The organism is Chryseobacterium sp. C2(2020), assembly GCF_014218915.1.
GTDB classification, from domain to species: domain Bacteria; phylum Bacteroidota; class Bacteroidia; order Flavobacteriales; family Weeksellaceae; genus Chryseobacterium; species Chryseobacterium mucoviscidosis.
This window is the reverse complement of record NZ_JACLCT010000020.1, coordinates 64,412-80,601: the sequence shown is the minus strand read 5'-3', so window position 1 is coordinate 80,601 and position 16,190 is coordinate 64,412. Positions and strand designations below refer to the sequence as shown.

The following is a 16,190-nucleotide window of genomic DNA, read 5'->3' as shown; positions in this document are numbered from 1 at the left end:
GAAAAATTTTTTGAGCTTTGAGGGCTCAAAATTTTTCAGAATAACTTTTCTACTTACACAGTTAGTAGGACACTACCGATTGCTATTAAATCAAACCCAAAATACAATTCTATTTTATTACGAATAGGAAGACTAACTAAAATTATGGAAACTATCAACATTCCTACGAGGATATATGGTAAAATATCTTTTTCCTTGACAATAAGTTTCATCTTAATTTAATTTAATTTTTACAATATCCTTTGTCAACTTAATAAATTTCAGTACTGGAATCTCTATAAATTTTCCAACTCTTCCTCCAAACTCTCCTCCAAAAGCTCCATAACCCCTAATTACTAAATTTCCTTTTTTATTATCATAATAAAACGCTCCCTGAGCTGAGGCTTCGGCACATTCTATACACCCTCCTACAGTATCTCCAAATCTTATTCCTGCTAAAGTATAACCAGAGGTTATTTCTCCACTTAAAGCACCTGCTTTACCACCACCACCCAAAATTATACCATATCTCTCTCTTTCTCCTGAATAAAGACCATTGGTTAATTCTCCTTCAGCATATAAAAAGTCTCCCTTCGCATCAGCAAATACATTCCAATTTTCATCTCCTAAAATATTTTTAGATTCAGCTGCCATTGCAGCTACTTTAACTTTAAGATCTGCAGCCAAATTTAATTTCCCATTTCCCATTCCACTCTCTATTTCTCCATTCAAAACCTTAATGTTACTCTTTGTTGACATTATAGAACCCGAATAATTATAACCAAGGACTAAACCTGCTACACCGTATTTATCTTTACCATTAGTATATGCTCCGGATTGACCTTATGCTCCTTGTTGAGATGATAAGTTGGGTTCCCCTTTAAAAAAATTTTTAATGGGTCTCACAATATTTCTTGTAAACCAACTTTCTCTTTTACCAACCAATTTAACTTCTTCAATATCTTTGGTTCTAATATTTTCATCACCAGGTCCATTAGGATACATTCCTGTAGGATCAGTAAAACGTATTGGATTTGACAAAGTATACTCATAAGGACTTCTATCAGGTAATGCTTCGGCAAGCGGATCTACATTTAACCAAAGAGAAACTTTAGGATTGTAATATCTCGCACCATAATAGTAATATCCTGTTTCGCCATCCATTTCCTTACCATTAAACTTGTATTGGCTGTTCAAGCCATCGTTCATATGGTTTTCTACGAAGATTTCTCCACTTGGGAAGTACTCCATATTCTGGGTTACTTCGCCATCTAATCCGGTAATGAAAGAACTGCTGCCCAAATAATCGGGATGGAATCAATAGATTTCCTTTTCCTCAACATTACTTTCATACGAAGATATATAATTACTACTTTACAAGAACAAAAACTTTGCAGATTGCAAAGTTTTTGTTCTTGGTACAGGCACGGATTACAAATCCGCGCTATCGGGTGAACATAAAACTAAGCCCACAACCATAATAAAAAATACTAAAAAAATAAACACAACTCTTATAGACAAATGATTTTCTAGAAAAATATAATCAAACCTTTTATTGTAAAAAAGTAAAATATTTTGTCCTTCATTAATATTGCCACATATTTTGTCAGAAACTCCTACTGAGTATTTTTTATTTTTATAGTATACCCATAAAGTTGAGCCTCCTCTTTTACCATAATTACAATTGACTCTACTTACAATGCATTCTACTCTTTTATCATTCTTTAATATTTCTTTTTCTTGTTGATAAAAATATAAAGAAAATAAAAATAACAATGTACTAAATGCTAATAATAAATACTTTATCATATTCTATTTTGATTTAGCCCGATCTTGTGCTCCATTACCCATCGTTTTAGCTGTACCATCTGTAATAATTTTGGCTCGATTGTGGTACTTTGTGTATTTCTTTATATTTTTCGTTTCATTTTTTATAATTGCATTTTGTTTTCTAATATTTTTATATGTTGCTCTTGGAGTGCCTCTTCTCACCGTTTTTGCAACTTCAGCATCAGCAATAGCTTTTTTTGAAGCACTAATTTTATTTTCATATTTTTTGACACTTATCAATTGACCTACTCCCACTTCTGCCAATGAACCGGCAAGAATTGATTTAAAATCCATATCTTCGTATGATGTTCCTTTTAATACCTCCTTAAGGGATGTTTCTAATGCATCAACTCCTACCTTTAAAACAAACTCTAAAATTTTACGCTTTCTTGGATTTGTTACCCATTTAGTTAAAGTTCCTATTCCTGCATCTATTGAACCTTCTACAGCTCCTACTCCAGCAGCAACAGTAATATCAATTGCATCATCCCATCCTAGGTCTTTATTAGCCTGTGTAAATGTCATATGCTCAAATAACATTTTTGAACCTACAATTCCAATATACTCAGTAATCGCTCCTATAGCTGCACCCGAAGCAAGCTGAGCAACTGTTTGTTTTCCATTTGGATCTACATACTTAACTGGACTTTGATAGCAGTAAATGTAAGGATTATTATTCCCAGAATTGTAAACTCCTCCGTTATGTTGCCCGTCTATATAATGCTCTGTATTATAGTAAGGGTTGTAGTCCGCCAGTGGATCGACATTCAACCAGAGAGAAACTCTTGGATTGTAATATCTTGCTCCATAATAGTAATACCCAGTTTCGCCATCCTGCTCCTTACCATTAAACTTGTACTGACTGTTCAAGCCATCATTCATATGGTTTTCTACGAAGATTTCTCCACTTGGGAAATACTCCATATTCTGGGTTACTTCGCCATCTAATCCGGTAATGAAAGAACTGCTGCCCAAATGATCGGGATGGAACCAATAGATTTCCTTTTCCTCAACATTACTTGCATATGAAGATACGCAATTTCCGGTATATCCTCCATTCTGCCCATAATTTACTGGCGGGGTAAGGTTATTGGTCTGCATAATCACCAGATTGCTTTGGGTAGCCGTCTGCAAGATCTGGTTAGAAACATTCACAGGATTAATTGGCGGCGTTGTTCCTCCAAACGGGATAATAAGCCATGCACAGTCAAATGCTCCTACATTTCCGCTGTTTCCGTTTTTAGACTGTATTCTCTGGCTTCCTGCATAATAATGCTTGGTGTAGCTTGGCTCCTGTAACATTCCGTTCTGAAGATCATAGGTAAGCTTAAGTGTAATCAATCCGCTTGGATAAATTGACGCTTCATGAATGGTTTCGCCACTTACTTCTATATGGTCGCTATTGTATTTTCCTATTTTTCCTTTAAACAGAACATCTTTTATAATACGCTCTCCTCCTGCATCATAGGTATAAATTGCCGCCCCATCTGCTTCCGGTGTTGTAGGATTGGTATCTACAAATCGTAAACGGTTTTCTTCATCCCACAGATACACTGCTTTTTCTTCCTGATTGGTACAAGTCTGCTGTAAGATCTTCGTAGGATTTCCTTTAGGATCATATTGATAATCCTGAAACTTCACTCCCGGATCGTCCGGATTACAGCATGTAGCATTCGGTACAATATTCGGTTCATCTATAATTCTGGATGGCGCATGCGGATGCGAAGAATTCTCATACTTATAGTTCAGTCGGTAAGATGTTGGTTCAAGAGCCGTCCAGTTATTAGAAGTGGATCCTGTTACCCACTCGTGTTTTTGGGTTTTGCTCATGATATTGTGCATATTATCATACGTCATCCCCACGGTAAAACGGTGTCTTTCTTCCACTCCGTCTGAGTTGATGCCCCTCCAGTTTCCAGATGAAAATGTAAGGCGATACAAATCGTCATATCCATACGCATAGTTGGTTCCTCCTCCTAATAATCCCTGTACTACAGGTGCATTGTTGTGTACCTGCATTACATTGGACACCACATCGTACTGGTAAGTATTCTGCATAAAGTATCTGTTGCTGTTTTTAGCATACATCTTAAGCAATCTTCTGCGGTTGGTTTCGTATTCATAGGTTGTTTCCGTACCATTTCCATACTGAAGATAAACTCTCTGCTCAAATTTATCATATCCCAGATTCTTTATAATGTCTCTGCTGAAACCATCTTTTACAGAGTTCATCTTGAAAAGATTACCCGCCTTATTGTAGGTATATTTCACTTCTTCTCCATCCGGATAGGTGATCTTTTTCACACGGTTCCATGTGTCATATTCCCATGAAGTTCCAAACCAATATACTCCGGCATCCGGAACGGCAACAGAACGGCGTTGGTAGGTAAGTTCGCCCAATCTTCCGTATTTCAGATACTGCGTTCCTGTAGCATCTGTCTGATACCAAAGTCTTCCCACCGCATTATTATCCATTGCAGATGCATCCATTGCAGCTCCATAATAATATTTAACATTATTTTCAGGATAAACAGGATAGTTTACTTCTTTCAGCCTTGTATAATCATACTTATAATTAACAATTTCATTGGCAGCATTGGTTTTTGAATTCATATTTCCTGCCGGATCATACTTATAAGTGGTAATGCCACTATCAGGATGCTTGTATGAAATTCTTCTTCCTAAATCGTCATATTGTGATGTCGTGATATTTCCTGCCACATCTTCCACCTGAAGGATCTGTCCGATCGCATCATGTGTGAATTTTGTTTTAATATCTCCAGTGTTCGAAACTTCCCAGACAGAAGTTGTTCTTCCTTTGATATCTGTATAAGACTTTTTAATGCTTCCCAGTTCATCCTTAAAGGTGGTTGCAAACATCTGTCTTCCCTGTACATCAGCAGCAAAGCCATATTCTATGGTTGAGAACAGGTTTTCTCCCGGTAGTTTTGTATACACTACTCTATCCAATACATCATACTGATTAATTGTTGGCTCAGTAGTATCCACAGAAGCATTGTACAAGGTGTTTCCACTTCCTACGTTTTCTGTTGTAGGATAGTATGTTTTTAACGCTCTTCCGAAAGCATCTGATTCTACTTTTCCGGCAACAATATATTTAACCCCATCATTATAAATATCACCCGTTTTCTTCACCTGAATGGCTTCACCAAAACCATCTGCAATGGTGATGGTATTGATGGTGCTAGTTCCTTGATATTCTGGATCATAATGCTTAGTTACCGCGTAAGACTGTGCATTGGTTGCATTAAGCGGTGCATCGGTAATAGGGTTGTATTCAAACTTTATTGTCCAAGGGATATTATTGAACATTTCATACGGTCCTGTAATTTCAGTAGTTCTTGCTTTTGCATCATACGCAAACTTCATTGGCTGCAAATTCATGTCTTCCGTAAGCGTTGGTACACCGAAACGGAAATCATACTGCGTTTTGCTACTGTACCCAAATGCGTCCTGAACTTTTACAGGATAAGTCTTCACATTATCATCATACGTATACTGATGGAAGAATCTCTGGTTTGCACTGTTTGCAGGACCAGTAGATTTTGTAATGTTTCCGTACACATCATATTCAAAATCATATACAGAATAATCTGCACCTTGATTTTTAATCACCATTTTCTTCAGATCACCAGTTGATGGATCATATTCTGCTCTTTTTTCTCTGACAATACCTGTTGCAGTATTTTTGACTGTTTTAGGAGCAATGATATATTTCCCAGGAGCAACTTCTTCGTAAATAACTTTAGATATAATCCCATCCGATCCTAACACCTGCGTTGATCCACTGATCTCAAAATCCCCAAAATCGGAAACTTGTTTGACATTTCCCCATTGATCATATTCATCTATTATTGTTTTTGTTGATTTTTTTGCAACCCCTGTTCCTTCATAAAATTTAGAATCTGTATTCTTAAGCGCAACAAAATAAGCATATTTATTAGCTGTTTTCTCATTTTCTTTTGTCAGAACAGTTTCATCAATATTAAATCCATGTAAAACAGGGTTACCATTTACATTTTCTGTATATTCATGAATACTTCTGATACTGTAATTATTATTTTTCTCAGTCCAGATCTTGTCACCAGCATCTAAAAGTTTTTCATTCAGTAAGTTTCCTTTTAGATAGTAATTCGAGTTATTAAAAGTCTGGATGGTTTTTCTGTAAATTACATTTGAGGAAATTCCTCCCTGTTTTGTGTCAATCTGATTAACCGTAACTTTTTCAAAACCGTAGAAAGTACGTTCTCTTCTGCTGTGATAAGGATTTGCATACTGAATGGTAACTTTTGAAACATCAGGGCTGAATGCATTATCTCCGGTAAAACCATCATTGGTAGTTACCGTTTTTAATACATATTTGCTTTGTGGCATATCGTATGTATTACCAACTCTCTCATATTCTACTTCCCAGCTTCCTCCGGATGGAGTGGTTACTTTCCGAAGGAGGTTGGTGGTGCCGATACTAGAATATTTCACAATAGCTGCATCATTGGTGAAGTTACCATTGTTATCTATTTGTGACTTTAGTAAATCTGGAAACCCGTCGCCATTAATGTCTGCTATTTGATGTTGTACATTACTATCTCCTTCACCGAAACTAGTACTTGGATTAATAGAAATTTTAAGAGAGTTTCCCGTTGTACCAATAGGGATCAAAACAGATGCGGTAAATCCAATATTAAAATTAAATCCTCGTGAAATATCTTTTGAAATGGCAGAAGAGGCATTCCATGGTATAGAAATAAATTTATTCCCTGTATTAAGTAAAACACTTATATTTCCTCCTGAACTACTTACAAGATCAGCTAATCCATCATTGTTTATATCCAACAATGATGTTTTTTGGTTATTTATAGTTTCTGATTTTCCAGCTCCAAAAGATATACTTGCATTAAACAGGCTTATGCCTTTAGGTAAATTACTGGTTATAGTACCACCAATAGATGCTCCTACTCCTATATTGGAAGAGTTGGTATCACCATTTCTAAAATCATTAAAAGAGACGTTTTCAGGCGCGGCAAAAGAATACCCTAAATTAAGCTGAACTTGACCTCCTTTATTCACCTTATCTAATAAGCCATCTCCATTTACATCAATATAGCTGTATGTTGAAGTATCATTGCCTGAAGATTGTCCCGCAGAAAAATTTATTCCAGCTTCTGCTGCTTTCTCCGCTTTTTTATTATTTGATTCATTTGATTTTCCTGATAACGGATAGTTTTGTCCCATTCCAAATCCATTATTTTCATGATCTGTTCTATGGGGATTATCATTAGATCCTTGTAAAGATGTTGCAGACAGCATACCAATCATATTGGTAAACTGTACAGAATTCCCATTTAATACATCTGGATAACCATCTCCATTCATATCAAAATAATCCAATATATTAATAGTTTTACCACTAGATGTTGTTGTATTTAATACCAATGGACCCACTCCTGCACCTACTCCCACATTAGAATTTGTAGTTTTTGATTGTTTAATAGGTGCATTGAAAACTCCTGAGGTATTAATTGGAGATCCTTGTGTAAGAATACTCATATCATTCATTCCAAGTCTTGAAGTAGAGATATCTAAACCTTTAACATATGTAGTTTTACTCAATCCGATATGCTTTTGGATATAGTCTTGATTTGCCTGATCGTTTACATCTTTTCCATTATAAGCATTCATCATTATGAATACCCTTTCGTTCAAAGGAGTAGAATCATTGGGATTAATTTCATAGGATCAATTGACAGACTTCCATAATCGATCAATTGATTTTGTAACTGACTACAAGAAGTTGGCAAATTGCCATATCCTCCATGATAAATAAATTGTCCCCAGTTTCTATACATAGCTCCAAACCTTCCATCATCTTTTGAAAGATTGGTTGAAGAACCTGTTTGATAAATATTATCCTTATCTTTTCCATATACATTAATCCCGTAAGTTGCAAATACTGTAGGAGCAGAAGTATTAAAATATACTGGCTCTCGCAATTCGACTTCTATATTGGGTGCACTACTATCTAATCCCTCATCTGAGGTTACATCTGAATAGCATTCTACATAATATTCATTACCTTGTGTAATCGACTGGTGAATTGCAAGGGCTTGAATTGAACTCATAGTACCCGTCCAATTTATTGTTGTAATCTGTGGCGAGCTAAAATTGCCTGTTCCTGTAATTCTTGATCTTACTATAAAAGTATACTTTCCTGACGGCTTGTTATATAATTTTGCATAAAGTCCGTAATTTGTGCTATTTGTTGGGGGAGCAAAATGAGGTTTAAAAGTGGTAGGATTATTTGTCTTTAAATTATAGAACTGATAATCTGGAATGATTGGAAATTCGATGTTATCTCCATTATAATTTATCGTAAGTTTTAGATTATTAAAAATTAAATTTTCCCATTGTTCATTAACATTCGATTTTACCTGAAAATATATAATATCTCCTTCTGTTAGCGCTCCTGTATTAAAAAGAATAGAATTATTTCCACTATTATTATAAGGATATTGCAAGTTTCCAATTACGTTCACGGTTCCATTGGTTTGTTTTCTCAGGATGTCAATATTAATATCTCTTACGGTTATTGGTTTAACAAAAGTTCCTGTAATTGAGCCTGTATTTACATTGAAAGGAATCCCAATTCCATTTTTATTACTTACAAGGCTTGTATTATTAAACTGACGCAATGGCGTTTCGGAAGAATCATTGTATAAATAATATATATTAGCCAAAGGTGCATATATATACTCTATATTTACTGGCAATTCAACTATATCGTTGTTTCCATTATCTATTGAATTTACTCTAAAATAAAAATAATCTCCTTGCTTAACTTCTATTGACGGTTGATTAATTGTGTAAACACTATTCGCTGAATTTAGTACTGTCATCGGAACAATAAAAGAAGAATTATTAGCTTGAAGCTTGTAATGCTGCAGACTTATTTTAACACCATCAGTACTTGATAAATTCTTTAATTTAAAAGATCCAATAATTTTAATGTATCCATCATATGGAGCTTTCCACACTTTCACAACATCATGAAGGGGGGAATTTTTATAATCTTCCAAAATATCATTACAATCGACACTTGGAGCACTTATAGCAGCTCCCTTATTAATAGGATTTGGTGTAAGTGAAACATCTGTTGTATATTTTAAAACTCCATTGTCTATTCTACCAAAATAGACCTGACCACTACTAACTATATCCTGAATACCATCATTATTAGTATCTGTAAAATAATTATATGTAAAATCTTTAGTTTTAGAGGTTCCAGATGATGCTGATGCGAAAACCATATCACTTGCTGTTGCCTGAATCCCAAAACTATTAGTAAAGTTTTTTGAATAAGAAAATGATTTGGAATTTTCTGGTGTAAAAAGAGTACCACCAAAAGAGCTCATATCTGGACCCTTCTTTCTATATTTAAATACAGTATCTGGATAATTCCAATCCGTTTTTAAAATCTTATCAGGAAGTCCGTCACCATCAATATCTGTCATAGAAAGTCTTCCTCCTCCTTCTCCCTCACTATATTGGTAATCTCCACCCACAGTTGCATTTTTGATTAGTGGATTATATCCTGTTTTATCTCCAGCTAATGCGATTCCAAATGTAAGAGCACCTCCAATCGTTGTATTTTTAGAGTCACCATGCCCTAGTAGAGATGAACTATTTATTCCTGCATCATTAGTAACCGCATCAATAACCGTTTCACCATAATACTGAGAATTTTCAATATTGTTAAAATACTCCAATCTATTAGCATAAAAAACCTGATCATTTGCATCCTTTTCAGTAATGGTTTCTAACAGAGATTTTTTAAAAGCTCCTTCTTTGTAACCAAAATCATAACTTCTTATCTTATCTGTACCATAAAGAATTGCAATATTTTTTAGTTTTTTAGACGTAACCTGCACAAATCCTAGACGGGCATTCACCTGTACATCATATCTCTGGGAATCGTATTCAAAATTTATGAAATAGCTTTTAAGGGAAGTGTTAGAGTCATTTTTAGTGTATTCTATATTTTTTATATAGTGCTCCACTCCTCCTTTACCCATTACATTTTCTGTAGAAGTATAAGGAAATTTATCATACGTGTACACAACATAATTTCCATTGGTATCAATCGTTTTATACAATGCCCAATGTCCTATATTTTCTTGTGCATCTTTTAAATAATACTGTTGCGGGTTATTGGCAGTTCCATCATTTCCAAAAATACTTCTCGTTCCATCTTTGGAAATTACCTCCCACCAATATTCTTTAGGAGAATTTCCGTGACGTATGATTTTACTGTATCCACCTTCTATTCTCGGATAAAATCTTTTTGTATTATCCGGCTCCAAGTTTGCAGACCTGCTTTTCTCAAAACCCTCATTTCTGTTGGGCAAAACATAATTATCTCCTACTTTAAAGGTTAATTGCTCTCCCCCCAAAGTATAAATCTCAGTTTCAAAGTTTTGGTCATACGTAGGAACCCCCCATCTTGTATCAATAGAAATCGATGGAATAGAAAGATCCCAACCTAATCCTAACCATCCATTTCCGCCTTCGCTGCTATAATTCACTGAAAGTGAAGGCTGCATTCCGCCTCTTCCTGCTGGTAACTTAATTGGAAAACTTGTATTAACAGTTCCCATATTGTTCGCAGTAGGTGGTGCAATAGAAACTATTCCTTCTGTTGGATTCGCAGCTTTAATATCTTTTATAGAATTGGGAGCATAACTTCCTGTCTCGGGAGATTCAGGAACTTTGATGATCCCGTTTACCATATCCGTAAAATGGGTTGTTTTAGATACAATAATATTACTGCCTTTTTGAAGAGAATCTCTTTCGGCTTTCTCTAAAGGAATCCATTTTTTCTGAGTAAGATCAAAATAAAAGGTTTTAATATCCTGTTCGGTATATCCTGTCGGTATTTTAGATTTATCATATCCAATGGATACTTTTGCCGCTGCCGAAAAATTCTCTCCATGAGGTAAGAATCTATATCCGAAATGATCTGCTGTTACGTTTGCCATTTCAGGCGTAAGAGCAGGCATATCAATGTCTCTGAGTGCTGTAATAGAATAAACTGCAGTATTTTTTACAGAATTTCCTTCTATTTTTAAGGTTGCTGAATTTAAACTTAATTCTTCTGCCTGATTTTGAGAATTTATATATTTATAATTGGTTTGACCAACATATGAATTTGCAAATTCTGAAGGAGTACTCTTTTTATCCGAAGCAACTATACGAAGATTTCTGATTTTGTAGCTGTAATCGGAAGAATTAGGAATTGTAAATACAATAATATTTTTGCCTTCTTTAACAGCAGTTGCTTTTACCGGCTCTGTTTGGTGCGTCCAAACTGTTGTTTTTTCTACGTTTTGACCTCCTACAGCCAATTCATCATTGATAACTTTGCTTACCTGCTTATAATCTTTTAATCCATAAAGATCATATTCCAAGCTATATTGTTTATCAGATCTGATTTTTTCATTGACTGTAACATTAAATATATTATCGTATATCTGGTCTATCGGATGTTCAGAGTCTTTTCCTATAATTCCTTCTTTTATATCAGAAATATAAAATCCCGATACCGGTTGATTAATAATAGTTTTTTGACCTTTAAGCAACGTTTTATTTCCATTTCCTGATGGACTGTAGGTATTTTCAGAATCAATATTCTTCTCATTTGAATATGAAATATTATTCCGTAAAGCAGTATCGATTGCCGAAGGTTTCTCATTATTCTTCAGAAAGCTGCTGTTATTTTGAACAACAGTTGAATAATGAAAATCTGCACCCGGTAAAGTTTCTTTGGGTTTGTTTAAGTACGCTGTATTTGCGTAGGCATGAAGCTGTGTCCATGAAGTAAGAAAAACCAGAACTTTTACAATTTTAGGATTTTCTCTTAATCTACTTAATATCGAATTTCTCATTTGTGTATATGCTTTTCAACTACAAAATGATTACCTGTAAACTATTTGAAAGAATTTCAGGCAACTAGTTTTTGTTTAATTCCTTTTTTATCTATAAGAGACTGTTTATTAGCGGCTAATTGGTGACGATGAGCTTAAATACGTTTAATTCAGAAGTCGTTTTCATCACAATTACATAAGCTCCCTCTACTAAAAGCGAATCTTTAATTTCATAATAGTCTTTTCCATTATCCTGAATGGTCTTTACAAGCCTTCCCGAAGCATCGTATATCTTGATATCTACATTTTCTTTTATATCCGATATAATTCTTATAGTAAATAACTGACCTTTAGGTACCGGATTAGGATATAAAACAATTCCGTTTTCTCTTTTACGGGTCACTTTCACAGTATCTTTTTTCGTACATCCATCCGGTGTGTTAACTGTTACCGTATAAGTTCCAGGTTCATAAACTGTAATATTAGCCGAAGAGCTGGTGAATCCGTTATCCGAAGTCCATTGGTAGGTTGCATTAGGATCTGAAATCTGTGTGCCTGCATCAAAATGGGCAGATCCTCCGGAATTTATTACTACATCGGATCCCAAATCCAGATTTATAGAGTTAAAATCATTAACTGTAAAATTCTGGTCTATTATATTTCCGTCTGCATCGGTAATGATAAGATGATAGATTCCGATTTCCAAATCTGGAAAAGATAACTGCGCTGTAGAAACATTCAGGTTTTGATTAACACCATTACCTGTTAACTGGATGTGATAAGGAGCTTTACCACCTTTAACATTTACAATCAAAGTTCCTTTCTTCTGTATACAGGTAGGCTGTTGAAGTTCATTGATAGATAATATCTTATCCCCTAAAGCAAAAGTAAAAACATCTGTTCCTGATAAGTCCTGATCAAAAGTGATATTATTAAAATGAACATTTTGGTCTGCATCTACGTAATCCATAGGAAATACTTCTACGTTTGAAGAATTGAAATTTCCCTGTCCTGTTTTATCTATAAATAGCCATAACTTTTTATCTGCAGGTATAGTAAGTATATTTTTAACAGAAAAAACAACTTCAGCAGGTATCGTTTGAGAAGTTTCCGTGGAAAATCTTGCTTTCCATTTCCTTTTAAATAGTTGATATCCGGAAGTTGGAGCATCTAGTAATAGCTGCTCTTTATTATCTCCCCACATAAGAAAACTTTGATCGGGAAAATCGGCATCATTACTATTATTGTCTACCGCTAATTTTTTAGCCGCAATTATTAGTCGTTTATTTTCCGAAGAACTTGTTGCCTGTTTCTGGTATAAGTTTGAATATTTATCTCTTGCAATTCCAGCAATATTTGCAGGATAATCAGTAAAATCATCCTGCTTCCATATTTTTTTACTTTTAGAACTGAAATATTCAGTATATGGCATTGTAACTGCATATTTTACAGCCAGATAGGAATTCACCCGGTTTCTTTCATTCTGAGTGAGAATTTTACGGTATATAAAAAACTCAGGAAGTTTTCCTTTAAAATTTTGCCAGGCTGTACTTCTGATATCTTTTCCTACATACATAGAAGATATTCCCGTTCTCCCTATAACTGAATGTATCTTTTCAGAAGGAATTCCAAATCTTGTGTACATACTGAATGAAGGAAGATCATCTATCACACTGGTATTTATATAGTTGATCTGTTCATTATTATATCTGAAAATATTTTTTGTGCTGAAATACATTTCCTTTTCATACGATTGTTCTGAAGAAAACATCGCCGTTTCCATAGACGTATTTTGATTCTGATACGCTGTAAACAAGGTAGCTTTATCCATCGTTTCCATGAGATAGGGAAATTTTAGATAATCATCTACTCCATCAAAATCCAGACTTTCATTATAATTAAATAATGTATAATTAGGTCGGTTTTGTAAAGATATTGCTTTAATTTCATTCTGATTTCCACTATAATCCTGATAAATTAATGCCGGAGTTTGTGCAGAATTAGTTTTAAACCAAACACTCACCCCCGAAACACCACCAGGAGACTGGGCAAAACACATATCCAGTAAAAGGATATGAAAAAAGAAAAAGATTTTTTTCATTATAAGTGTTTATTTCAATATTTTGAAAATTTTGTAATCGCTGAGAATCGTCTGAATAATTTTTTCCGTATGTATTGGCGAAATATTAAATTCTCAGAGAGTTTATTTTTTAATCAATTTTTTAGTTTCTTTAAAGTCATTACACTCTAAACTAACCAGATAAACTCCAGAAGCATAATCACTCACATCAATTGTTTTTAAATATTCGCCTTTTGGAAAGGCTTCGCTACTCTGGTTCACAAAAATAATTTTCCCCGAAGCGTCATATACTGAAATTTTTACAGATGATGCATTTTCTAATCTGAACTTGATGTGGGCTTCATCCTTTGTAGGATTCGGAAAGATTGTAAAATTACTTTCGCTTTTTATAGTTTCCGGAAGAACATCCTGATCCGAAACTCTTTTCTGCGCAATATATCTGAATGCTGAAATAATATCGAAACACGGAGTAATAAGAGCATGAAATCCGGAAGTATTTTCTGCATGTAAGCCTGGTTTTAATGTGATATCTTTTGAAGCGATGTATTCTACATTTTGTACAGGAGCAATAATTTTATTGCTTGCTACAATCTGCTTTGCCCAAATAGTTTGCGGAGTACTGATGTCATCAACCGGACTTGTCAATATTTTAAGATCTTCTTTATAACAGAAATCTACATTAGATACCACAATAGAAAAATTCTGAATACCGTTTGGAAGTAATGGACTTGTGCTGGTTTTAGGTGATACAATAATTTTGTAGGTATCTTTTGTTGGATTTTTAATATCTACTCTTTCTATAGTATCAACATTATTGGGAGAGTTATTCGTTGCAGCAGACGTAAGATTATTCATGCCACCTAATTTCCATGGATAATAAACAGTTTCACTACCGTTTGAATTTACTTTAACAATTTTAAGATCAAGATCATTAACTAAATTAGGTGTTGAAAAGTCTACAGTATTATTCACAAGATTTCCCTGAGGATCTGTCCATGATATCGTAGCAGATAAAGGCTGGCTAATATCCAAAGGAACAACATACAATGTATATTTATTCCCCTGATTAAGAGAAATTTCCTTTATTAATGTAGATTTCTTATAGTCGCCTATAATCCCTTCAATATTATCATGAATAGCTGCAGAAGCTCTTTTCGCATCTGCCATTCCCCATCCGTAAATATAGTCAGGACCCTCAGTTCCTTTATCATTGGCTGTATGAGCCAACAAAGCACGAACTGTAGAAGATTGCATATAACTTTGAGAAGGACTTACAGATTTATAATATTGCTGTAATAATGTTATAATTCCTGAAACTACTGCAGTCGCCGATGAAGTTCCTTTATAGGTTCCGTAAGCAGAATCATAAGTTTCAATAGATGAGTAAATAGTTTCTCCAGGGGCACATAAATCTGGCTTTATCCTGCCGTCGTCAGTCGGACCATAACTGCTGAATGAAGAAATATCAAAATCTTCATCAGAATTCATATTAAGATTCTTTTTAGCAGAAGCCACCACCAAAACATTTTTAGCAATTCCTGCTCCTTCAAGTAAATCATATCCTCCCTTCGCAGTTACCTGAGGAACAAGAGCAGGATCTATTTCTCTGGAATTTCCCGCAGCTTTAACAATTTGTAAATATGGTCTTAAATACATCAGGTTATCCCAATTCTGTGCTGTGGAATTATATTTTCCAAACTGATAAGTCTGAAGGTATAATGGATCGAAGCCATAACTGTTGTTGGCAACCAAAATACCAGCGGTGTTATTAGGAGAATAGGCTTCATTAAGCATTTCCGATACATCATTTACCCAGTCGTATGCGTGAAGTGTAGCATTAAAAGCAATTCCTCTTGCATTTGCGTCTCCATTACTTCCAACCATGGTTCCTGCAATATTCGTACTGTGTCTTGTTATAGTTTGATTTTGAGAGGAATCATAAGTAATCTTTCCGGAAAGCAGTTCATGAGTAGTCCTTGGCTTTGAATAATCCCATTGCCCTATGATCATATTTTGTCCTGAAATGTCTAATCCAGCACTTCCTCCAGCATATAATGTATTGGCTTTTGTCATTTGTGCCGCTCCTGAATTCAATGTAGTATAGTACATTGGTCTTCCGTTTTCATCGGATCCAATTAATTGTTTATCATTTCCATCTTTGCTGATAAACTCAGGAATACCCAAAGATTTTAACCGTTCTACTTCCTGCTTTTGTTTGCTTTCTTTTTTAGTAATTTCTGATTGAAATTTTTTCTGATCTTCCAGTAATTTCCTACCAATATCATTATTATCCTGAGAAAAGACAGATATGAAAAACAATACAGAGACTCCAAAAACTGACTTTTGGTAAATTTTATACATCG

The 16,190-nt window shown here is 34.6% G+C and carries 7 protein-coding genes; all 7 read right to left on the bottom strand.

Going from position 1 to position 16,190, the window contains the following annotated elements:
- Positions 1-213: 213 nt before the first annotated feature.
- The 7 genes from H6W52_RS12765 to H6W52_RS12735 all read right to left on the bottom strand — a co-directional run bounded on the left by H6W52_RS12765 (position 214) and on the right by H6W52_RS12735 (position 16,188).
- On the bottom strand, positions 214-738 hold the full coding sequence (locus H6W52_RS12765; protein ID WP_185216734.1) for a hypothetical protein: 525 nt from the start codon (positions 736-738) through the stop codon (positions 214-216).
- Between the two features lie 84 nt (positions 739-822).
- On the bottom strand, positions 823-1,230 hold the full coding sequence (locus H6W52_RS12760) for an RHS repeat domain-containing protein (RefSeq protein ID WP_185144420.1): 408 nt from the start codon (positions 1,228-1,230) through the stop codon (positions 823-825).
- A 180-nt stretch (positions 1,231-1,410) separates the two neighbouring features.
- On the bottom strand, positions 1,411-1,788 hold the full coding sequence (locus tag H6W52_RS12755; protein WP_116098687.1) for a hypothetical protein: 378 nt from the start codon (positions 1,786-1,788) through the stop codon (positions 1,411-1,413).
- Between the two features lie 3 nt (positions 1,789-1,791).
- A complete protein-coding gene (locus H6W52_RS12750; RefSeq protein WP_116098686.1) occupies positions 1,792-7,512 on the bottom strand; it encodes a toxin TcdB middle/N-terminal domain-containing protein in 5,721 nt (1,906 codons plus the stop codon).
- A gap of 17 nt (positions 7,513-7,529) precedes the next feature.
- The gene (locus H6W52_RS12745; RefSeq protein WP_116098685.1) at positions 7,530-11,768 is read right to left on the bottom strand and encodes a SpvB/TcaC N-terminal domain-containing protein; all 4,239 of its coding nucleotides are present in this window, start codon (positions 11,766-11,768) and stop codon (positions 7,530-7,532) included.
- Between the two features lie 115 nt (positions 11,769-11,883).
- A complete protein-coding gene (locus H6W52_RS12740) occupies positions 11,884-13,848 on the bottom strand; it encodes a T9SS type A sorting domain-containing protein (RefSeq protein ID WP_116098684.1) in 1,965 nt (654 codons plus the stop codon).
- A gap of 102 nt (positions 13,849-13,950) precedes the next feature.
- Complete coding sequence (locus tag H6W52_RS12735) at positions 13,951-16,188, bottom strand: S8 family serine peptidase (RefSeq protein WP_116098683.1); 2,238 nt, start codon at positions 16,186-16,188, stop codon at positions 13,951-13,953.
- Between the last annotated feature and the right edge of the window lie 2 nt (positions 16,189-16,190).